This window comes from uncultured Kordia sp. (genome assembly GCF_947496985.1).
GTDB lineage: Bacteria > Bacteroidota > Bacteroidia > Flavobacteriales > Flavobacteriaceae > Kordia.
The window spans coordinates 127229-151362 of record NZ_CANMEZ010000002.1 but is presented as its reverse complement, the minus strand read 5'-3'; the positions used below and the strand labels follow the sequence as shown (position 1 = coordinate 151362).

General features: G+C 35.1%; 13 protein-coding genes. 11 read left to right on the top strand and 2 right to left on the bottom strand.

Annotated features, from left to right (window positions below; all coding sequences use genetic code 11):
- Window positions 1-9: 9 nt before the first annotated feature.
- Window positions 10-912, bottom strand: a complete 903-nt coding sequence (locus Q0828_RS05615; RefSeq protein ID WP_298418439.1) for a FecR family protein — start codon at window positions 910-912, stop codon at window positions 10-12.
- 47 nt (window positions 913-959) lie between these two features.
- Window positions 960-1481, bottom strand: a complete 522-nt coding sequence (locus Q0828_RS05610; protein WP_298418437.1) for a sigma-70 family RNA polymerase sigma factor — start codon at window positions 1479-1481, stop codon at window positions 960-962.
- A gap of 118 nt (window positions 1482-1599) precedes the next feature.
- Here Q0828_RS05610 and Q0828_RS05605 point away from each other — a divergent pair, with 118 nt between their 5' ends.
- The 11 genes from Q0828_RS05605 (at window position 1600) to Q0828_RS05555 (ending at window position 23771) form a co-directional block, all read left to right on the top strand.
- Window positions 1600-2025, top strand: a complete 426-nt coding sequence (locus Q0828_RS05605) for a thioredoxin family protein (RefSeq protein ID WP_298418435.1) — start codon at window positions 1600-1602, stop codon at window positions 2023-2025.
- Window positions 2026-2029: 4 nt separating this feature from the next.
- The gene (locus Q0828_RS05600; protein WP_298418433.1) at window positions 2030-3007 is read left to right on the top strand and encodes an FAD:protein FMN transferase; all 978 of its coding nucleotides are present in this window, start codon (window positions 2030-2032) and stop codon (window positions 3005-3007) included.
- Window positions 3008-3010: 3 nt separating this feature from the next.
- Window positions 3011-3223: a DUF4266 domain-containing protein gene (locus Q0828_RS05595; protein WP_298418431.1), complete on the top strand. Its 213-nt coding sequence runs from the start codon at window positions 3011-3013 to the stop codon at window positions 3221-3223.
- A gap of 184 nt (window positions 3224-3407) precedes the next feature.
- On the top strand, window positions 3408-4862 hold the full coding sequence (locus Q0828_RS05590) for a DUF3570 domain-containing protein (protein WP_298418430.1): 1455 nt from the start codon (window positions 3408-3410) through the stop codon (window positions 4860-4862).
- Between the two features lie 451 nt (window positions 4863-5313).
- Window positions 5314-8928, top strand: coding sequence for a hypothetical protein (locus Q0828_RS05585; RefSeq protein ID WP_298418428.1), 3615 nt, complete (start codon window positions 5314-5316; stop codon window positions 8926-8928).
- A 102-nt stretch (window positions 8929-9030) separates the two neighbouring features.
- Complete coding sequence (locus Q0828_RS05580; protein WP_298418426.1) at window positions 9031-12972, top strand: hypothetical protein; 3942 nt, start codon at window positions 9031-9033, stop codon at window positions 12970-12972.
- A 50-nt stretch (window positions 12973-13022) separates the two neighbouring features.
- On the top strand, window positions 13023-14015 hold the full coding sequence (locus Q0828_RS05575; RefSeq protein ID WP_298418425.1) for a hemagglutinin protein: 993 nt from the start codon (window positions 13023-13025) through the stop codon (window positions 14013-14015).
- Window positions 14016-14025: 10 nt separating this feature from the next.
- Window positions 14026-14841 carry a T9SS type A sorting domain-containing protein gene (locus tag Q0828_RS05570; protein ID WP_298418424.1) on the top strand — a complete coding sequence of 272 codons (816 nt, stop codon included), beginning with the start codon at window positions 14026-14028 and terminating at the stop codon, window positions 14839-14841.
- Between the two features lie 333 nt (window positions 14842-15174).
- The gene (locus Q0828_RS05565; RefSeq protein WP_298418422.1) at window positions 15175-18075 is read left to right on the top strand and encodes a sensor histidine kinase; all 2901 of its coding nucleotides are present in this window, start codon (window positions 15175-15177) and stop codon (window positions 18073-18075) included.
- 2 nt (window positions 18076-18077) lie between these two features.
- Window positions 18078-18830 carry a LytTR family DNA-binding domain-containing protein gene (locus Q0828_RS05560; protein ID WP_298418420.1) on the top strand — a complete coding sequence of 251 codons (753 nt, stop codon included), beginning with the start codon at window positions 18078-18080 and terminating at the stop codon, window positions 18828-18830.
- 720 nt (window positions 18831-19550) lie between these two features.
- Window positions 19551-23771, top strand: a complete 4221-nt coding sequence (locus tag Q0828_RS05555; protein ID WP_298418418.1) for a choice-of-anchor Q domain-containing protein — start codon at window positions 19551-19553, stop codon at window positions 23769-23771.
- The last annotated feature ends 363 nt before the right edge of the window (window positions 23772-24134 follow it).

Sequence of the window (24134 nt, the reverse complement as noted above, 5' to 3'; positions counted from 1 at the left end):
TGGACAGTATTACTCAGAAAGTACAATTGTTTTGCCTGTCTTTTTATATGTAATTCCCATAGGAAGCAATGTTGCTTTTAAAGCGGTAATCATATCTGTGTGATAAAAACTTCCTGAAAACAAACGAGTTGTGTCAATGTTACGTGTGTCAAAAGTCACATCAAAATAGATTGCTAATTCTTCTAAAACTTCCGATAACGGTTGTTCTGTAAATGTAGAAACTCCTTTTTTCCATGTAGGTGTTTCTTCTGTAAAAATAGCTTGTTTTAATGTGTTTTCTTCAATAGAAACTTGCATTCCTTTCGTCAAAATAAAAGAATGATCTTTATCATTTTGAATAAATTGTACTTTTCCTTCATAACATTTCAAATCAAAATTTGAACGATCTTTTATATTAAATTCTGTTCCCAAAACAGCAACAATTCCTTTAGAAGTTTCTACACTAAAATCATCCCCTTTTGTAATAGAAAAATACGCTTCACCTGTCAATTCCACATTTTTATTTGATGACCAAAAGAAACGTTTGTAAGACAAGCTCGAATTTGCATTCAAGTTAACTGTTGAACCGTCAGCCAATATAATTGTTTGTGATTCGCCTATTCCTGTAGTATAGGTCTTAGAAGATGTCAGCAAAATTCCAGTAGAAAAAATAACAATTGCTGCCACAGAAATTGCTTGCCACAATTTGATTATTTTATTTCTCTTTGGTTTAGGGGTAAGTTTCTCTTTTACAGTCTTCAGTGCGTTTTCAACATCAATTGTAGGACCACCTAAAAGTTGTGCTTCTTTATTAATAATATGAAACTCTTTAAAAGCATTCGTTTGCTCAAAAGCAATACGTTCTTCTTCAGAAAGCTCACCAGCAATCCATCGTCCTAAAAATGATTCATCTGTCTCGTAATTTTTCTTCATACTCTTAGTTTCTTATTAACTAGACATTTAAAATGGAACACACCCTATTAAATTTTTATTTCTTTTCCTAAAATAGCACGCAACTCCTTCAAAGCTTTACTCATTCTGCGTTCAATGGCTTTTACAGTTAAACCAGTGATTTCGGCAATTTCTTTATAAGTTTTTTGATCAACACGACTCATTAAAAAAACTTCTCTTTCTTTCGGATTAAGTGTATTGATAGCTTCTTTTAGCTTGACTCTAAACTCTTCTACTTCAATCAAAAAATCAGGACTCTCATGATTGGAATGTTCCGTCACTGCTTTTTGATGTTTTAAAACGACCTTCTCATGTGCAACTTCATTTAAGAATGAATTGTTACTTGCAGTATAGATATAAGATTTCGCTTTTGAGAAAGTAATAGTGGCGCACAATTTCCAAAGTTTAATAAACACATTCTGAACAATATCTTCTGCACGCTGTAAATTTCCACACTTATAATAAATGTATTTCGTAGCAGGTTCGTAAAACTTACGAAACAGTTCGTTATAATTTTTTTCCTCGCAAATAGAAGGTTCGTTTTCTTGCATTTAATTCAAGTATGGGCTCCAAAAATAGGCAAAACTCATAAAAAATATACAAATAAAATAGGGTGTATTCCTTTTTTGATGTCATATGAATATAAGCCAGCACTAAAATAGTCCCTATATGAAAACACTCTTTTGCTTTATGTTCCTAGTAATAACTGTAAGTTTTGGACAAGAATGGAATACAAATTTTGAAACTGCAAAAAAAGAAGCTATCACCAAAAATCAACGCATTATTCTAGTGTTCTCTGGTTCCGATTGGTGCGGACCTTGTATGAAACTAGAACGTAAAATATGGAATTCGGAAACTTTTAAATCGTATGCAAAAGAAAATTACACATTGCTAAAAGCAGATTTTCCAAGACGTAAAAAAAATAAACTATCTAAAGCATTACAAGCGCAAAATGAGCAATTGGCAGCAACATACAATCCAAAAGGATATTTCCCTTTAGTCGTCGTGTTGGATAAAACTGGAAAGCAATTAGGGCAACTAGGATATCAAAAAACGAATCCTGAAGCCTACTTAAAACTATTAAATGCTTTTTAAAACGATGCAAAAATCAATTTTCACATATTTATTATTGATAAGCTTTTTTGTGACAACTGCACAGGAAGTCCACAAACGAACGCTCAAATTAATGGGAAGTCGTTTTGATATAACCGTTATAGCAAACACTCAAGATGAAGCTACTAATTATATCGATTTGGCTGTTGCCGAAATGACTCGGATTGAAAAGTTGATTTCTTCTTGGGATAAAAAATCACAAACATCACTCATTAATCAAAATGCCGGAATACAAGCGGTAAAAGTAGATACAGAACTATTTCAGTTGATAGAACGATCCATTTATATATCAAAACTAACTAACGGCGCTTTTGACATTAGTTATGCGTCTATGGATCGTATTTGGAAGTTTGATGGAAGCATGACTAAAATACCATCTGCGGAAGCAATACAACAATCGGTAGCGAAAGTTGGCTATAAAAACATCATTCTTAACAAAACTGATCAAACTGTTTTCTTAAAACAAAAAGGAATGAAAATCGGTTTTGGCGCTATTGGAAAAGGATATGCCGCAGACAAAGCAAAAAAACTATTACAATCTCATAATGTGCAAGCTGGAATTATTAATGCTTCGGGCGATTTGAATACTTGGGGAACAGAAATTAACGGTAAAAATTTTAAAATAGCCATCAAAAATCCGCTCAATAAAAATAAAGTATTTACTATGATTCCCATAAAAGAACAAGCAATTGTGACTTCGGGAAATTATGAAAAACAAGTAAAATTCAACGGAAAAAGATACACACACATTATTGATCCCAGAACTGGGTATCCAAGTAGCGGAATTGTAAGCGTAAGTGTATTAGCGTCAAGTGCTGAACTAGCAGATGCTTTAGCTACTTCCATTTTTGTCATAGGAAAAGATGTTGGAATTGATATGATTAACCAACTCCAAAATATAGAATGCATCATTGTAGATGATACAGGAAAAATTCACTATTCATCAAATATTAAAATAGAATAAAATATGAACAGACTTCATTTTTTAATTGTGTCTTTATTGCTTTTGAACACTTCGTGTGTTGCCGTAAAAGAATATCAAAAAATAAACATTAATGATCCTGACATGAAACTTTCCTCCTTAGGAATTGAGCGCTTCGAAACAAATTTTCAAGTATATCGTGAAGCGGCTTCAGGTGCAAATGGTGGGAAAACAGGTGGCGGTTGCGGTTGTAATTAAGTTCATTTAGCTGCTTTTAAAGCTCCTAAATGAACTTATCCCGTTGAAGAATGGGATCTAAAAAAACAGTTTTCCAAGTTTGAAAAGTCGAAGACATATTCAAAATTGCTAGCTGAATTTATTCTGTTGCAAAAGCAGATTTCATAAATAAAAAATAAGATTTCCGCTTTCTCGGGAAAACAATATGAAAAAAATAAGTCTTCTACTAATGCTTTTTTGCTGTTCGATGATGTTTTCACAAACAAAAGTTACGGACACATTAAAAGTGTACAAAAAACGAGTATTGGAAACTACAGAAGTTGATTTCTTGATGAGTTATTACACACAAGATGGAAACAATGCTTCCGTTACTGGTGGTGTTGGAAACGAGCGACTTACAGATATTACACCAACATTTGTAGTAGCAATTCCATTAAATGCAGATGATGTATTAACAATTGATGCAGGAATTTCGGCATATACATCGGCTTCATCAAGTAATTTAGATCCTTTTGATGCTTCTGGTGCTTCTGGAAATGGTTACGATGATGGTGATGAAAGCGGAAATACAAGCGGTGTAAAAGGAAGCCCTTGGGTAGCATCTTCTGGAGCTTCTGCGGGTGATGTCTGGGGAGGAATCAACGCGAGTTATAGTCATTCTTCCGATGATAGAAATAGTATTTGGAGCGGGAATGTCAACTTTGCCGTGGAATATGATTATGTATCTGTTGGTTTTGGAGGAAGCTATACCAAACTATTCAATCAGAAAAATACAGAAGTTGGTGTAAAAGCGCAAGTGTATTTAGATACGTGGAATCCTAAATATCCAACAGAATTAGACTCATACAATGAAGCCAATCAAAACCTCAATAATGGTTTTTTTGCTAATATTGACATCTTAAATCAAGACGGGAATATCATTGATAAAAATAGTGCAACTGTTTGGTCGCCATTCAATACAACGTTCATTCAAGACCGAGCAAGAAACACCTATTCACTGTATTTGAGTTTTTCTCAAATCATCAATAAAAATGCACAATTCTCACTGTTTGTAGATGTTGTACAACAACAAGGTTGGTTGGCAAACCCAATGCAACGTGTCTATTTTGCCGACAGAGACAATTATTATGTGGGAAATGCGGCAAATATTTCAAATTATAATTCCCCAGAAAATACAGATGTTTTTCACTTGGTAGATGATATTGAGCGTTTGCCTGATACACGATTCAAGTTGCCTTTTGGAGCGCGATTCAACTATTATTTTAACGAAAACATATCCTTACGAACTTATTATCGCTATTATTTTGATACGTGGGGAATCAATTCGCAAACAGCAAACATTGAACTACCAATTAAATTGGGTTTCGGAAAATTTACACTCTATCCAAACTATCGTTTCTACAATCAAACAGCAGCCGATTATTTTGGCACGTATGAAACGCATGTGTCGACTTCTGAATTTTACACTTCAGATTTTGACTTATCAAAATTTAACAGTCATCAATATGGTTTGGGAATAAAATATACAGACGTATTTGCAAAATTTAAAATATTCAATATCGGATTAAAATCCTTTGATATACGATATAGTTATTACAAAAGGAGTACAGGTTTAAATGCAAATATAATTTCCACTAGCTTCAAATTTGTAGTGGACTAAAATATATATGTGAAGTTTGTATTTCTTTTTTGAGTAATTTAAGAAAACATCAAAATAAGACTATGAAAAATCTTGTTGTTAGGAAGCATAGTTTTTTTTGAAACAACTCACATACTAAGGCTTAGGCAACAACTAATTCTTTGCCTCCTATTTTAAATATAGTAGAATTGTTTTTTAGTTATCAACAACGTTTAACGAACTAAAGACTAGAAAATGCCTAAGCCTAATTCTTCAATGAAGTTCAATTTTAAAATAATGAATACGAGTGGACTAAAGTTTTACACATACTTTTTTGTATAGCTAAAAATGGGCGTTTGCTTTAGGGATTTGTTCAAATTTTCGGAGTTCAAAAAAAACAAAAATCAATTAAAAAAAATAAAGCATCTAAAAAAATAGGGTGTATGATTTTTTTGCTGTCACTACATAAACAACAAGAAATTCTTTTTTTATTATGAAAAAAATTACCCTACTCATTATGATGCTACTATTTGGTGTCATAAGCTATGCTCAAAATTTCAATTATCAAGCAGTTGTACGTGATGCTGCTAACAATCCACTAGCCAATCAATCAATTGGCGTACTCGTAAGAATCATAGAAGGAAGTCCAACAGGAAGTGTAGTCTACAATGAAACACATACCGTAACTTCCAATGCGCAAGGAGTCATTACATTGCCTGTTGGTGGCGGAACTTCAGGAGCAAACTTCTTAGCAATCAATTGGAACTCTCAAAATCAGTGGATCGATATACAAGTAGACATCACAGGTGGAACTAGCTATGTGCAACTAGGAACTTCAAAACTACAATTTGTTCCGTATGCTATGTACGCTTTAAACAGTGGTCAAGCTGGCAACGCAGGAACATTTACAGTAAACAGTGGCGTTGTAAGTAACGGAAACGGAAACAACGTAACAGACGATTTTGTATTTGGATCTAACCAATTGGATAATAATGGCTCTTTTAATGCAGCCTTCGGAAATAGAATGTTCTACGACAAAAGCAAAGCGGCTTTTAGAGCAGGATATACACAAACCGATCAATGGGATGAAACCAAAGTAGGAGAGTATTCTGTAGGTTTTGGTGAAGGCGGAGTTGCTAGTGGACGCAACTCATTCTCTATGGGACGCAACGCCAATGCAACAGGAAATGAAGCTTTTGCTTTCGGATTAAATGCAGGAGGTTTTGCAGATTATGCAAGAGGTTTTGGATTAAACGCACGTGCTTATGGTATAAATTCCACAGCGATTGGACGACAACTAAACGCGAATTCAATGGCCGAAATTCAATTGGGGCAGTACAGTAACTTTGTGTCAGGTTCTACCGATACATGGGTTCCAACAGATCGTTTATTTGTCATTGGTAATGGACAAGAAGATATCAACTTAGCACTAAACAGTGATGCCTTAGTTATGCTAAAAAACGGAAACACTACCTTAAATGGAACACTAACAATAGATGGTGATAACGCAGGAGTTGGAACTTCTTTTACACTTCCTGCACAAGATGGAACTATAAATCAAATCATGCAAACAGATGGTTCTGGAAATGTTACTTGGGTAACTCCAGCAGCAGCAGCCATTCCAAATGGAGGAACTAACGGATATGTGCTTTCTACGGATGGTTCAGGAGTGTTATCATGGATAACAAATGACGATGCAGATAACGATCCAACAAACGAAATAGAATTGCCTACACAAGCAGGCGAATCAGGTAAATTCCTAACTACAGATGGAACTGTGGTAGCTTGGCAAGATGTTCCCAATGAATTACCAACTGGCGGAGTTGATGGACAAATATTAAGCACAGATGGATCAGGAGTGTATGCTTGGGTAAACCAAACAGCGGCTGCATCCTTTACAACTACAGCAAATGTTACTAGCAATACTAATGGAACTATCGCTACGGATGATTTTGTTTTTGGGAGTTCGCAATTAGACAATCTTTCAGGAGCTGATGACAACTCTAGAATGTTTTTTGATAAAAGTAAAGGTGCATTCAGAGCAGGTAACGAAGTAGATGGTTTTGGAGGTTTTGATGATGCGAACGTAGGACCATTTACTGTAGGATTTGGACAGCGAAATGTAGCTTCAGGTTGGTACGCTTCTACGTTAGGAGGGCAACGAAATGTTTCTTCTGGATTTTATAGTATGACGATGGGAGACAATAATATAGCTTCTGGTAATTACACTGTAGCATTAGGTAGAAATACGAACGCTTCAGGAACAGAATCAATTGCTTTAGGATATGCCATTACTGCGGAGTCTAGAGGTCAAACCACACTTGGACAATTCAATACTCCAGTTGCGGGTAATGCAAATGTGCATGTGCCAACCGATCGTTTATTAGTGGTAGGTAACGGAACTGCTGATTTTGAAGGAATAAATAGCTCTGACGCATTAGTGATACTAAAAAATGGAAACACAACCATAAACGGTACTGTAACCATTGATGGAGACAATCAAGAAATGGAACGTGGGTATACCTTGCCAGCACAAGATGGTAGCGCAAACCAAGTAATGACCACAGATGGCACTGGAAATGTATCTTGGGCAGATGCTGCAGGAGGAGGTTCTGGAGCATTCATAACAACTGCAAACATAACTAGCAATGCTAACGGCGATACCGCTACAGACGACTTTGTATTTGGGAGTTCTCAATTAGGAGACATTACAACAGCTACGAATGATGACAGTCGTATGTTTTTTGATAAAAGCAAACAAGCTTTCAGAGCAGGTGGCGCAAGTGGTTCAGAATGGAATGATGCAAATGTAGGCGGAAATTCTATAGTACTTGGAAATAACTCTATTGCAAGTAACACTAGTTCTGTATCTATAGGAGAAAGTAATATTGCTAGTGGAGCGGCTGCAATAACGGCTGGTACAAGTTTAACAGCAGAATCATTTGGACAAACATCTATTGGAACCTATAATACACGAGTAGCAGGAAATGCAACTCAATTTGTTGAAACAGATCGTTTATTTGTTATCGGTAATGGTACAAATCCAGATGAAGCTTTTAGAGCTACAGGATTTAGTGATGCTTTAGTAATGCTAAAAAATGGAAACACAACTCTAAATGGTCAGTTAACAATAGATGGAGATAATGTAGGTTCAGGAACTTCGTATACATTGCCAGCACAAGATGGAACGGCAAATCAAATAATGAGTACTGATGGTTCTGGTTCAGTATCTTGGATTGATGCTCCTATGGGAGGCGGAGCTACACTTCCAGCAGGAGGAACTGATGGAGATGTATTAAAAACAGATGGTTCAGGAAACTATACGTGGGTTTCAAATAATGATTTAGATGCTAATCCTACCAATGAAATAGAATTACCTGCACAATCTGGAGAATCAGGAAAAATATTATCAACAGATGGTACTTCAACTATTTGGATAACGGATGCTGTAGACGATGCAGATAGCGATCCAATGAATGAAATAGAATTGCCAACTGGTGGAATTGACGGACAAGTATTAAAAACTGATGGAGCTGGAAACTATGCTTGGATAACTGTTGCTGTTGGAGCGATGCTTCCAAGTGGAGGAACTAATGGACAACTATTAAAAACTGATGGTGCTGGAAACTATGCTTGGGTAACGGATGCCGTAAACGATGCAGATAGTGATCCATTAAATGAAATCGAGTTGCCTGCTGGAGGAAGTAACGGTCAAGTTTTACAAACAGACGGTTCAGGTGGCTATACTTGGACAGATAATACAGTAGTACCAAGTGCTTATACTGCAGCAACAATGAACGCAGGTTGGGCGTATTATAACACATCATTTTTAGTAACAAATTTTCAAGACCCTCGTTATAGAAAAGTAAACAACATAGTAACCTTAGAAGGCTTATGTAATAAAAGTTCTGCTATTAATAATGCAGATGTTATCATGACACTTCCTGTTGGTTTTAGACCAACAAAAACAAGAATTTTCTCAGTAGAAACAGAAAATGGAGCAATGCGTGTAGATGTAAATCCAAACGGAACTGTCATCATTGCTACAGGCTTTAATGTGGTTCAAAATTGGGTGTCTCTTGATGGACTAACATTTAGTATTGATTAAAAGAGAAATCAATAAAACTTCCCAAATAGCTGAAAGATAGCTTTGACTTGGGAAGTTTTTTCTGAATATAATTTCATAAACCAAAATAGAACCCCAAATCAAATGAAAAAAATTACACTCTTACTATGTATGCTTTCTAGTGTACTTCTTTTTGCTCAATACAATCAAAATGCTCCTTGGATGAAGGAATTGAATTTGAAACAAGAAAGAACTGGGCAAAAACCTACTTTTCAAGAAGTACAACAAGCGTTCAACATCTATTGGCTTACACATAATAAAGACGAAAAAGGAAGTGGTTACAAACCTTTTAAACGTTGGGAACAACAATGGAAACGTAGAGTAAAAAAAGATGGTTCTTTACCAACAGCTAAAGAAATATGGAATGCTTGGGGAGTAAAAACGCAATTTGCACAAGCTGAAAATAATGGAGATCTCAGTAACTGGCAACCTTTAGGTCCGTACAATCATATCCAAGCAAATGCACAACCTTCTGGACAAGGACGACTCAACGCTATTACAGTAGATCCTAACAATGCTAGTATTTGGTATGTAGGTGCGCCAAACGGAGGTTTGTGGAAAACCTTAGATGCTGGCGCAAACTGGACGCCGATGACAGACAATTTACCGCGATTAGGAGTCTCTGCCATTGCTGTAGATTATAACAACTCAAACATTATTTACATTGCAACTGGAGATGATGACGCAGATCAAACTCCAACTTTTGGAGTACTAAAATCATTAGATGGTGGAATTACTTGGAATACAACAGGTTTAAATGTAAATACGATAGGAAATATGAATCGAATGACTGAGTTATTCATAGATCCAGCAAATTCAAATACGCTAATTGCGTCCTCTGATGATGGTGTATACACTTCTTCAGATGCTGGTGTAACTTGGTCACAAAGTTTGGCAGGAATAAACATTCGCGATTTACGCATAAAACCAGGAGATGCAAGTATCATATACTGTGTAAGTAACACAGCGTTCTATCGTTCAACAGATGGAGGCGCAAACTTTACACAAATAACCAATGGTGTACCAACAAATACATTCCGAATGGTGATTGATGTGACACCTGCAAATCCAAACTATATTTACCTTTTCAGCTCAGATGCTATTGATAATAGAGAACATGGTATTTACCGTTCTACAAACAGCGGGCAAAGTTTTTCATTAAGAGATCAAGATGCGTATTCACTTATAGGTAACAATCAAGTTTGGTACAATATGGCAATAGGTGTTTCTGATACCAATGCCAATGAGCTTTATATTGGTGTAATGGATGTTTGGAAATCCACTAATGGTGGACAAGCTTGGGATAAACTCAACCGTTGGGATCAATTAACAGAAGCCTATACACATGCAGATATTCATAGCATTCGTGTGGTTGCAGGAAAAGTATTTGTAGCTTCTGATGGTGGAATCTACAGTAGTGAAGATGGCGGAACAAATTTTACAGCACATCACCAAGGTTTACAAATTGGCGAATTTTTCAATGTAGCAGTTGCACAAGGAAATCCAAACAATATTACTGGAGGTTTACAAGACAATGGCGGACATGGTTTAGATGTAAATGGTGATTGGCGAGCCTTTCATCCTGGCGATGGTGTCAATGCACTAATAACACCAATAGATGATAATACGTATTATGGACTTACACAAGATGGAGGAACGTTATATGTTTCCAATCGTGCCGATGGTTGGTTTACAAGAGTGTTTAGACCTTCAAACTCTGGTACAGGAGTTTGGGTAGCACCATTATCTGCAGATAGTAATGGAGACGTATATGCCGCTTGGAGTAATTTATTTAAATTAAATAGAACAACCTATGAGTGGGAATTGGTTGGAGATTTACAAGGATATACAGATATCATGGAAATTGCGCCTTCCAATCCAAACATTATTGTATCATCAGGACATCAAAATTTCCGTGTAAGTTCGGATGGTGGGCAAACGTTAGACTTTAATACCAATATAGTTGGAAACGCCATTGCGGGAATTGCCATTCATAAAGACGATCCAACTAAAATGTGGATTACAACTGATGGTGACTACGCAAACAAAGGAATTTTTAAAACGATAGATGGTGGATTAACGTGGACAGACATCACAGGCAACTTTCCCGTAGCCACAGAATATCCAGAAGACATAGTGCATCAAGGAAATCATCCGCTAAACCCTATCTATGTTTCTACCGATTTAGGAATTTATCGTTTGGATGATAGCAGTCCAGATTGGCAACCGTTTATGACAAATCTTCCAAATACAAAAATAGAAGACTTAGAAATCAACTTAGACGATCAATCTATTACAGCAGCAACTTATGGACGTGGATTATGGCGCTCTTCTATTCCAATACAATTATTACAAAATGATGTCAGTGTACGTGCCATTACAAATCCTACGAATGCTATTGTAAACTGCGGAGATATTTCGCCACAAATACAAGTACGAAGCAATGGAATCAATAATATTACAGAAATAAACATTACGTATGGAGTTACAGGAGGAACAACCTACAATTACACATGGAATGGAATGCTGCAATCCAATGAAGAAACAACAATAAATTTGCCAGCAATCTCTGTAGGTTCAGGATCATTTACACTAGATATAAATGCTACAATCACAAATGACGATAATACAGCAAACAATGTGCGTTCTCAAAACTTTAGTGTCAATGCTTCAGGAGACTTCAATATGACAAATTCTTTTGAAAATCCAGCAGATGAATTAATTATAGAAAACGGCGTTTGGCAACGAGGTGTGCCAAGTGGCTCAACTTTAAATACGGTTGCTTCAGGAACACAAGCCTATGCAACCAATTTATCAGGAAATTATCCTACAGATGTAAATGCGTATTTAGTTTCTAATTGTTATGACTTTACACAAATCATTGATCCCGTTTTAAAATTTCAAATGGCATACATGCTAGAAGAAAATTGGGATTGGGCAAATGTGCAATATTCCTTAAACGGAGGACAAACATGGCAAAACTTAGGAACGATAAATAGCCAACCAAACTGGTATAATAGTAACCGAGCAGAGCAAGGAGATTGCCCAGGTTGTCCAGGAGCACAATGGACTGGTGCAAATATAACCATGAATGAATATGCGTATGATTTTAAAGCTAATGCAGCACTTGGAGAAACCGATTTAAGAAATGAAGACAATGTTGTTTTTAGAATGCGATTGGTGTCAGATAGCGTCATTACTGAAGAAGGAATTGTGCTTGATGATTTTGCTGTAGAAGGAAAAGATCCGATTGAAGTTGCCGCAAAAGTATGTTTACAAGGCGCTGCACTCAATCCAAATGTAGGAGAAGAAAACTTAATGCGCGATGATCTTCGCGCTGCTAGTATGCTTCCTATTCAGAGTCCATATGCAGATGGATTCACATGTAGAGCAGAAGTTTTTGATACTACAGGAACAGATGCAATTGTAGATTGGGTTTGGATCGAATTACGAGATGCTTTAACAAATACAACGGTAATTGCCAGTCAATCCGCATTGCTACAACGTGATGGTGATGTGGTAAATACGGATGGAGTTTCAACGATCAATTTTGTAGTGCCCGAAGGAAACTATCATATCACAATCAAACATCGAAATCATTTGGGAATTATAACCAATGCAAGTATTGTCTTTTTAGAAGGATTGCCTACTACTGTAGATTTTACCAATCAAGCGAGTCAAATCACGTTTGGAAGCAATGCGCAAACCTCGTTTGGAATGCCAACAGGAAAAGTTGCCATGTGGACAGGAAATGTAAATGGAGATACTATTATACAATATTCTGGTACAACTCCAGATGCACCAAGTATTCTATCTGCTGTATTAAACGACGTTGGAAATTTTCTAAACTTTCCAACCTATGTTATCAATGGTTACAATACAAATGATTTGGATTTAGACAGAAAAACACAATATGCAGGAACTAGTCCAGATGCACCAATTATATTACAAAATGTATTAGCACATCCAGGAAACTTCTTAAACTTTAGTACCTATCTAATCACAGAACAATTACCTGAAAATTAATAAAATAAAGAGCTATTTAAAATAACTGTTTTACAATTAAAAAAAACGAAATGAAAAAAACATACAAACTCGTAATCGTCTTCGTCTTTTGTGTATTCTTTATGAATGCGCAAAATATCGAACGACAAGTTGTTGCTTCTGGAGGAAATACAATTTCTGATGGAACAATAACATTAGATTTTACTGTTGGAGAATTAGTTACAACAACAATTTCAGACGGAACAACAACACTAGCACAAGGATTTCAGCAAGGAGGAATTAAACTTGGAATTCAAGTAAATCCAATTGTTTTTTTACAAGGCGCCTTATTGAATCCGAACGTAGGAGAAGAAACATTAATGCGCGATGATTTACGCGTAGCGGATTATATTCCAAGAACTTCTCCTTATAGTGATGCTTTACTAGTAGAAAGTTCCGTATTAGCAACAACTGGAAATAATGCAATTATAGATTGGATTTTTGTAGAATTGCGTGATGCAACTACAAATACAACCATTCTAGCAAGTCAATCAGCATTATTACAAAGAGATGGAGATATTGTAGCTGTTGATGGTACTTCAGATGTACAATTTGATTTAGCTGCCGGAAGCTACTATGTAGTCATTAAGCATAGAAACCACTTAGGAATTATGTCTGCCAACCCAATAGCATTATCTGATACTACTGAAATCCTCGATTTTACAAACAGTAACAATCAAATTACTTTTGGAAGCAATGCACAAACTGTTTTTGGAATGCCTAATGACATTGTGGCCATGTGGACAGGAAATGTAAATGTAGATACTGTTATACAATACTCAGGAACAACGCCTGATACACCTAGTATTTTATCAGAAATATTAAATGATTTAGGGAATTTCCTAAACTTCCCAACATTCACAATTACAGGATATAACATACATGATGTAAACATGGACGGCATCACACAATATGCTGGGACAATGCCTGATACGCCATTCATCTTACAAAATGTATTAGCACATCCAGGAAACTTCTTAAACTTTAGTACCTATCAAATCATAGAACAATTACCCGAAAATTAAATCTAAAAAAATGAAAAAAATTACATTACCTACTTTATTACTCGTAGCATTTTGCTTCTTCCTTAGTGCCGCTAAAGCGCAAAATGGATACACGTATACACTTGTCGATAACGGAAGTTATAACTTCACTATTTCGGCTGTACCCAGTACAAGTACTTCTAACTTTGGTACTTCTGTACAGAGTTACGGGTTTGCAATTCTTGTACCTGATGGAATTACTGTAAGTATTACTTCCTCTCTTGGAAATGGTGCAAGTACTACTTTCTTTAACGGAACGGATATAGGACAACCAACTGTAGATGGATACTTAATTACAGAAACCTTAGGAAGTCCTATGACATTACCAGCACCTTCAAGTGGAATAATGAGTCCAATAGTAACCATTCAAATAAATGGTTCGCCAGTTAGTGGGACGTTTAGCATTTTAGCTAATGATTCTGTATTGGCAAATACTATCACTCCTTTAAAATCATTTATGCAAGCAGATATGATTGATGATGCAATGGCAGCGTTTACAAATGTGATAAACTCAAATACTTCTGGATTATCAGGAGTTACTACTTTTGATTTTAATACACTAAGTACACCAGGTAAAGAATTAACAGGTGTTTCAATATATCCAAATCCAGCTAAAAACATTGTAAACATAAAGGGATTAGACACTTCATTAACTGCGTTAGAAATTTACAATAGTATAGGACAACTAATAGCAACTAAAAACAACGATCTAAATACATTTAATGTAAGTAAGTTAAAAAGTGGTGTTTATTTTGTGAAAATATATGCTGGTGATACTCAAAAAACATTCAAATTAATAAAACAATAAACTTGAATTTTTTAGTATTTGTAGAAAGTAAAAGCTACTCAAAAGAAAATGATTAATCATTTTCAAATTTTCTACCAAAAAGATTGAACTTTGAAGATTTGAAATCATGAACAAATGAAAAGCAAGCTAATATATATAGCTTGCTTTTTTATTTTGGCGCGTTTTTCATTTTCAAAACAGAGCTTCAAGAAAATAAAGAATGTAAAAGTCATAAAAAAGGAATACGCACATGTACTCACCAAAAATAAGTAGTTCAGCAAAGAACTCGTGCATTTCAGAAAGGAAGACATTTCCTTTTTATAATTTATAGTACTTTTATTGAAACTTTTTCACTTGCGACAGTTAGTACTCATCATATATTTTACTCTTTCAAGCTTGGTCATTTGGGCGCAAGAACCTGTTAGTATTCATCTAACAGAAGCAAACGGTTTACCAGATATTGAGTTTTATGACAGTATCGAAGATACAGAAGGTTATATATGGCTCGCAGGAAATAAAGGACTTTTTCGATACGATGGAAAAGAATACATAGCCTATTCGCATCCTGAAAAACGAGGACGTTCCTTTTTTAACTTAAAGTTAGATACTAAAGGGCGTTTGTGGTTTAATAATATTGCAGGACAGTTTTTTTATATAGAAAACAATAAAATAAGACTATTCATTGATGTTCAAAATAGACTCAATGGCGCATTAGCAGATTATACAGTTCACGAAAAATACCTTCTTGTTCATGAATCAAGAGCTACAATATGGATAGATCTTAACACTAAAAAAATAGTCAATACAACACCAAATGTCGTAGGAACAAATATTGGTTACCTAGAAAATGATCGTTACTATTATCTTTCAATCAATAACAAATTAGTATACCAAGACATTCAAACAAAAGAAATTAAGGAAGCTGTAAAAACGCAATTAAATCCCACAAAAGAATATGCCGCTTTTACAGGTTTTCATAAAATTTCTAATGGATGTTTGTTATTTTTTCAATCCAAAACAGGCGATCAAAACAGCTTATTTCATATTCAAAATGAAATCATTACTGAACTACAATTGCCAGTCGAACTAAACAAAACACGAACCCAAGCCATACAAGAATTTGACAAACTCTTCTATTTTGCGACAATGAATGGTGTTTTTGTAACAAAACGCGCAGGAAACCAACTCAAAATTATAGCACACTATTTACAATCATATGCAACAACAGAAATTATAAAAGACTTTCAGCAAAATCTATGGATTCCGACACTAAATACAGGTGTTTTTGTCATTCCTAACGAAAGTTTACGTATCCTATCAAGCTCTAAAAAAAATGTTTCTACACTCGAAAAAAAGACAGATTCAACTTATTTTATAGGTGATACAAAAGGAAACTTACAAATAGCCAATTTGAAAGGTAAGATCAAAAAAACGTTTAATTTTAATGACAATTCTAACATTCGCAAGCTTAATTACAATCCAACAACAAAAATACTCTATTACAATTCTGACAAACAAGTTTTAAAATATCATACCGAAAACAAAACTAGTAATCGAATTCAAAAATTAAGTCCTGCAAAGTCAATTTCACATATAAAAGACGATCAATACTTACAGAGTTATTCACATGGAACGTTCTATGGAAATGATGAAAAAAACAAAGAAATCAACCAAAAAAGAGCCTACAAATCCATTTATTCAAAACATAATAAAAAAGCGTATATCGCCAATATTGATGGTTTATTATTGTACGATTCACTATTTAATTTTCAAAAAACGATTCAACACAACAACAAACCAATCTTTAGTTTTGACATTGACGAAGCTTCCGATGGAACAATCTGGGCTGCAACCTATGATAATGGTGTTTTAGGTATAAAAAATGATGAAGTTATTACAGTATTAACGACCGAAAACGGATTGGCTTCAAAATCGATCAACAAAATAAAAACAGATGGCAAAAACCTCTGGATTGTCACGGATAACGGACTGCAATACTACACAAGTAATACGCAAACATTTCAGACCATAAACAAGCGTGATGGCTTACTTTCATACAATATTAACAATATTGAAACCTTTGGAGACGAAGTTGTATTTAGCTCAAATATTGGAATGTTTTGCTTTGACAAACACACAGTTTTCAAACAATGGAACACGCCAGAAGTATATTTTACACACATAAATTTAGAAGAAAAGCAAGTGCCGTTGGCAACTTCATACACCATAAAACAGCAGCAAAGTGAAATTGAAATCCGATTCAATTCAAAAGGATTTCAATCCGATAAATTTGTAAATTACGAATACCAACTGAAAGGTTTTAACGATTCGTGGAATGTTGTTGATAAAGGACAACTGGCTGTTAAATTCAACACATTACCTGCTGGAAATTTCACCTTCAATTTACGCGCTAAAAACACTAACGGAACAGAATATTCAGAACCCAAAAGTATTCAATTCAAAATTACGCTTCCGTTTTGGAAACAAGCGTGGTTTATCATTTTAATCATGTGTACCGTATTGGCAATCGTAATTTTATACTACAAAAAACAAATTCGATTACGCGAAAAGCAAAAAAACAAAGAATTACAACAATTGGAAATCGATAAGCAATTGGTAAACTTGCGTTTAGAAAACTTGCGTTCGCAAATGAATCCGCATTTTATCTTCAATGCGCTCAACTCCATTCAGGAATACATTGTACTCAATCAACAAAATTTAGCAAGTACATATTTGGTGAAATTTTCACGTTTAATTCGTACCTATCTCGAACAAAGTCAAGAAAAAGAAATCACACTCGATCAAGAGCTCAAAGCTTTACACTTGTATCTCGAATTAGAAAAAATTCGGTTTGAAGAAGAACTCACTTACGAAGTTTCAGTTGCTGAAAATTTGGAGTTGGAAACCATCAAAATTCCATCACTATTCATTCAACCTTACATTGAAAACGCCATCAAACACGGTTTGCATCATAAAATAGACAACAGAAAGCTAGCAATTTCTTTCCTAAAGAATAATGAACAATTAATCTGTGAAATCACGGATAACGGTATAGGCCGAAAAGCGGCTCAAAAACTCAAAGAAAGTCAAACGCAGTATTACAAATCGTTTGCAACACGAGCAAATACGGAACGTGTAGAGCTTATAAACAAAGATCGTCTACAAAAAATAGAAGTACTCATTAGCGACTTAACAGACGAAAACCAACAACCTACAGGAACACGTGTCAGCATCCAAATTCCTTTAAAAAAATAGCCATGAATGTACTCATCATAGACGACGAACGAAAAGCGCAAAACCTACTAGAAGCGCTTTTGCAGCAAAATTGCCCGCAAATTTCGACAATAGACAAAGCGTCCAACTTACTTGAAGGCGTAAAAGCAATCAAAGCTAAAAAGCCACAAATTGTATTCTTAGATATTGATATGCCACAACATTCTGGATTACAAATCTTAGAATTCTTTGAAAACGAACCTGTCGATTTCCAAATCATCTTTGTCACGGCGTACAACGAATTTGCCGTAGAAGCCTTCAAATTGGCAGCGGTTGATTATCTGCTAAAACCTATTGATGTCTCTGAACTTACGCAAGCCGTAAGCAAGGCGGAAAAAATCATCAACGATCAAAACATCAACACACAAATTCACGACTTAAAACTGGCATTCAAACAAATGGCTGTCAGTAAAATAGCGCTCGAAATCCCAAAAGGAATCATCTTTGCTTCCGAAGACGATATCTACTATTTTGAAGCGGACGGAATGTACACAAAAGTATATTTACAGGGCAACAGAACCGAATTCATCTGCAAGCCGCTCAAGCATTTTGCAGATCAACTAGCGCACAAACCTATCTTTTACAAACCACACCGTTCGTATCTCATCAATCTAAAACACATCAAAGAACTTTCTAAAAAAGATGGCTTTCATCTCATTATGGAAAACAATAAAACCATTCCAATTTCGCGCGACAAAAAAGACACATTCATGCAAGTCATTGCGGAAATATTTTAAAAATTAGAAGCTATTTCCTGCTATCACTACTCAATCTTTTTTTTCCGCGAAAAGCGTCAAAAAAAGGATTTCAAACAGGACGTTCTATCAGGGCTAGTTGGAACGCTGCGCTGTTAGATTTTTAGACGTGCTTTGCTTTTAGAATTGGCTTCGCCGTATAGAGATACTTTACTTCAATAACTTTCTCAAAAACATACGAATATATAAATCAACAAAAGGCGCATTAAACATGTCTAAAATCTAGTAGTCAAGCGATCTAATAATCTAAAAACGCAAAGACTTTTGATGATAAGTCAAATTCTAGTCTATTACTTCATAGCAGTGAGTAATAATTTAAAATTCAATATGTAACATTTAAAATAGCAAAATCTTAAAAACAAAACTCGTCTAACTTTCAAAGCATTTCTCGATACAATTTTTCTGCATTTTATTCCTAAAAATCACTCGAAATGACGTCAAGAACTCCAAAATACAAAAGGGAAAATATTTTTGATTATAAATCAAATTCCAATTTATTACTTCATAGCAGTGAGCAATAATTTAAAATTCAACATGTAACATTTAAAATAGCAAAAATCTAAAAGCGATAGCGTTCCAAAAGCGAAGCGCTCTAACAATCCAAAAACCATTCAGCAAAAAAAACAAACAGTTCAGAAATAAAACCAAAAAAAATAGTGGTTCACCAATGACTTTTGTAGCGTAAAACACAAAATTCAAATTATGAACTCACGATTACTCTCAGTATTCCTATTATTCTGTTCCATTGCATTCGGACAAATTCCCACAAATGGTTTGCAACGTGCGTATGACTTCACAAACGGAAGTCTCGCCGATGCTGCCAATGGTGCCAACTTTACTCAAAATGGAGCTAACTTAGTTGTTGACAGCGATAGATTTGGAACTTCATCTAATAGTATTCAACCAAATGGAGATTTCCTAAACAGTGCCACATTTTCTTTTACCGACATTACCATTGCTTTCTGGATAAAAACCAGCGTTATTGATAGCAATGAAAGAACAATTTTTGATAAAAGTGAGCGTACTACTGCAAATTTTTCTTCAGCTAATGATTTTAAAAATGGCTTCTTTATATACCTTAAAGATGGTAGAATAGGTTTTAAAAGTAGTAGAAGAGTTGTTGCCAACAATAACACGCAAGCTCAAGGTAATTTTTTGGGAGATCGGTTTTTCTCTGAATTCGTCGCAGACGGAACGTGGAAACATATTGTAATTACAATTAAAAAAGAACCTACGCAATTCAATACTTCATCTGGAAGAAATACGTATCCTTACACGTATAATTATTATGTAGATGATGAGTTGAGTCAAACTTCTACAGAAAATGTAAATGTTGGAGGTATATTTACAGGAAGAGATTTGGACAGGCCTGTAGATTTGAAAATAGCAAACATTAGTAATGGAATGCTTTCAGCAACGCAAACTTATCATGACAATATAGATGATATTTACATCTACAACAGAGTATTAACAGCTGCTGAAGTTTCACAAATTACGACGGATAATAATTATACGGTTTGTATAACACCAGATATTGCAGATTTTAGCACTTCAAACATCACAGAAAACACAGCAACTTTAGTATTGCCACAAACAGATACTTTTGATATTTCTTACGGATTATCATCACAACCGTTCAATACATATACAATCGTAACTGATGTAAACGGAAGTGTGTTCATAAATAACTTAGATTTTTCATCAGAATACACGGTTCGTTATCGTAAAAAATGTGCTGGAAACACAACGTACAATCCAGCTTCAGGTTGGTCACTTCCTGCTACATTTCGTACAAAAGGACCTTTATTTGTAAACGGAAACGCAACAGGGTTAAACGATGGTTCATCATGGACAAACGCATATACTTCTTTACAAGATGCATTAGCCACAGTAAATGCAGGAGAAGAAATTTGGGTGGCTAGCGGAACGTACAAAGCGAGTACAACCGATAGAACACAATCGTTTACCGTAAATAATGACGATGTAAAATTATATGGTGGATTTGCAGGAACGGAAACATCGCTTTCGCAAAGAGATATTGCTAACAATGAAACGATACTTTCAGGAGATATACTAAGTAACGATAATAGCGTAATTGAATTTACCGAATCTACGCGTTCAGACAATACACAACATATAATTCGATTGAATGCGCACAACACAACTATTGATGGTTTTACCATTAGTGACGGACATACAATGGGCGCTTCAGACGAATCTGGTGCAGCAATTTATATTACCGTTTTAAACCCGTTAGGTTTCAACGTAAACAACTGTATTATAAAAAATAATATTGCAGACAATGGTGCATTTTTTAGATTTTCAAGTCTAGGTGCATATTCAAGCGGAACTCGAAATGTAAACGTTACAAATACAGTTGTGGAAAATAACTTGAGTCGTATCGGAACTATCTATCTCCGTGATGCTAACGCTGAAGATACTAATGTTACGCTTTATAACTGTTTATTTAAAGACAATGTGGTAAAAGATAGAACAGGTGGACCAGCAGGATTCGCAGGAAGTGTCGTTTGGGCAGTTTCTAACAGTGTGCCAGCACGATTAACAATTGCTTTGAATGTGATTAACTGTACAGCAGTGAACAATCAAGATTTAGGAACCAATGGTGGCTTAAACAATTTTACACGCTCGCCAATTGTATTTGGAGAAAATGGTTCAACCATGATTACAGATATCGCAAATACAATTGTATGGAACAATACTACAACTGGAGGAAACACATCAAGAGCAGTTTCTGTTGGAAATAATCCAAATACAGGAACCGTTTTAATTTCTGATAGTATTTCAAACGACGATTTTGCAAATATTGCTTCAGGAAGTAAAGTAAATACAAGCAATGCAGATCCGTTATTTACAAGTACAACCGATTTTACACTACAAACAACTTCGCCAGCAAAAGATTTTGGAGACAATTCAAAATTGCCAACACCTTTGAATGTAGATTTAGCAGGAAATAGCCGAATTTTTAATGTTGCGGTTGATATGGGCGCATACGAATTTGGGGCTACGACCTTCAGACCTATATTAAATATATTGGCAACAGATGGAAGTGTTACTACAAATCCGAGCCCAACAAATGGCGCGTATGATTTCTTAGAAACCATTTCACTAACGGCTATTGCTGATCCAGGATTTGAATTTACAGGTTGGTCAGGTGCTCTTTCAGGAAATGCTGCCAACGAACAACTTTTAATGGACAGTAGCAAAGCGCTTACTGCGACATTTGCGCCAATTCAACGTACATTAACTATAAATTCTACAGGTGGAACTTTTACAACAAATCCTAATCCTGTAAACGGAACGTACGATAACGGAACAGTCGTTACGATTACAATCACTCCAAATGCAGGTTTTATGTTTGATAGTTGGAGTGGTGATGCAACAGGAAATGCAAATCCCTTAACCATTACGATGGATGGTGATAAAGTGATTACGGCAAATTATTTGAAAAATATTGTATACGTAGATATAGATGCTACTGGAGCTAACGATGGAACAAGTTGGACAGATGCATATACGTCTTTACAAAATGCGTTGGACAACAATCCAATTTCAGATTTTTGGATTAAAGCAGGAACATACGTACCAGGTACTACTAGAGGAGCTATTTTTACGCTTATGGCTGATCAGTCTTTATACGGTGGTTTTAACGGAACAGAAACCATGTTGAGTCAACGCGATCCAGTAATGAATGTCACTATTTTATCAGGTGATATTTTAGGAAATGATGATGGCGTGTTGACACATGGAAATACTACCTATTCTGAGAATTCATATCGAATTTTACAGATACTTGAAGATAATGCACTTGTGGACGGACTTACTTTGTCAGGCGGAAATGCTAATAATACAGGAGATACTTCTTTAAAATTTGGTGCCGCAGTACGAATCATAGAATCGTGTAAAAGTGCTACCTTTAACAATGTTATATTTACAGATAATCGAGTAGAAAATGCAGGAGTTGTATACTATCAGCACACAACTTCACAGACCGGAAATTATGATTATGCCTTTACCAATTGTACATTTAAAAATAACTTAGGACGTTTTGCTACACTATTATACAGTGTAAATCCACGAACAAGTGGAACACTCACCGTAAGTTTAACGAACTGTTCGTTGACAGATAATATTGTTGCTAATGCTTCAAGTAGTCTTACCGCGCGTAATTCTTTAGTATGGTTTAGAACAGATGTTGCCACAACACATAACGCTATAGTTACCAATTGTACAATAGCTAACAATTCTTTAAACGGAACAAGTACTTCGCTTGTTGGTGTAGTTTCAGCTTCAAGAGTTGGCGGAACATGTAACTTAGAAATTAATAATACTATTTTTTGGGATAATAAATTGCCTAATGGAAACGAGCAAACAAGCGTGCGTCGATGGGAAACACAAACAACTCCAAATACAGTAACTATTAGGAATAGTTTAGCTCCAGATGGATTTTCAAATTGGACAACTATTTCTAACATTCAAACCACCAATCCGATGTTTGTAGATTCTAGTGCTGAAAATTATACCTTAATGATGGGTTCAGCAGCGATTGATACTGGAGATAATGCATTCTTTCCATCGTCTATTTTGGAAGATATCAATGGAAATACTAGAATTGTTGGTGGCACTATTGATATGGGCGCGTATGAATATGACGCTACGTTAAATACGGAAGAAGTTACTTTTGCTCCGATAGATTTTACAATTTATCCAAATCCAGCAAAAGCTACATTAAATATTCAAACCACTGAGACTATTGAAACTGTAAGCATATTTGACATGACAGGAAAGCAAATTTTGAAAACGAATCAAACTACAATTGACGTTCGCAAATTGCAATCGGGAATGTATATTATTCAAGTTATATCAAATCAAAAAAATAGCACAAAAAGATTCATCAAACAGTAGTTTTTGTTCATAATAATTTACCCAAAATCAACTTGTGTTTAGTAAAAGCCTTATCTGTATTGGATAAGGTTTTTTTGTTTTTATACACTTGTAGATAAAGAATACTTACTTTATTAGTTTTCAGTTTCTAATGAGTTAGAACCAGTTATTATTGAATTAAGACTTGTATTGATAGAAGATCTTGTAATTTCGAATAAGTTAGTCTAGAAAACCATCTTTCAAACATATAACTTCGTATGAAAAGCCAGTAAAAATTACGTTACTGGCTTTTTAAATTTATTTGAAATACTAATTAAGCACATTCAAAAGTTGGAAGACAATCTCTGAAAGTTGGGAAATATTGACATCTATTCATTGGAACAG

Excerpts from the sequence above, each read along its gene's own strand:
- Q0828_RS05615 (WP_298418439.1), bottom strand. The coding sequence starts at position 912 with ATGAAGAAAAATTACGAGACAGATGAATCATTTTTAGGACGATGGATT.
- Q0828_RS05610 (WP_298418437.1), bottom strand. The coding sequence starts at position 1,481 with ATGCAAGAAAACGAACCTTCTATTTGCGAGGAAAAAAATTATAACGAA.
- Q0828_RS05605 (WP_298418435.1), top strand. The coding sequence starts at position 1,600 with ATGAAAACACTCTTTTGCTTTATGTTCCTAGTAATAACTGTAAGTTTT.
- Q0828_RS05600 (WP_298418433.1), top strand. The coding sequence starts at position 2,030 with ATGCAAAAATCAATTTTCACATATTTATTATTGATAAGCTTTTTTGTG.
- Q0828_RS05595 (WP_298418431.1), top strand. The coding sequence starts at position 3,011 with ATGAACAGACTTCATTTTTTAATTGTGTCTTTATTGCTTTTGAACACT.
- Q0828_RS05590 (WP_298418430.1), top strand. The coding sequence starts at position 3,408 with ATGAAAAAAATAAGTCTTCTACTAATGCTTTTTTGCTGTTCGATGATG.
- Q0828_RS05585 (WP_298418428.1), top strand. The coding sequence starts at position 5,314 with ATGAAAAAAATTACCCTACTCATTATGATGCTACTATTTGGTGTCATA.
- Q0828_RS05580 (WP_298418426.1), top strand. The coding sequence starts at position 9,031 with ATGAAAAAAATTACACTCTTACTATGTATGCTTTCTAGTGTACTTCTT.
- Q0828_RS05575 (WP_298418425.1), top strand. The coding sequence starts at position 13,023 with ATGAAAAAAACATACAAACTCGTAATCGTCTTCGTCTTTTGTGTATTC.
- Q0828_RS05570 (WP_298418424.1), top strand. The coding sequence starts at position 14,026 with ATGAAAAAAATTACATTACCTACTTTATTACTCGTAGCATTTTGCTTC.
- Q0828_RS05560 (WP_298418420.1), top strand. The coding sequence starts at position 18,078 with ATGAATGTACTCATCATAGACGACGAACGAAAAGCGCAAAACCTACTA.
- Q0828_RS05555 (WP_298418418.1), top strand. The coding sequence starts at position 19,551 with ATGAACTCACGATTACTCTCAGTATTCCTATTATTCTGTTCCATTGCA.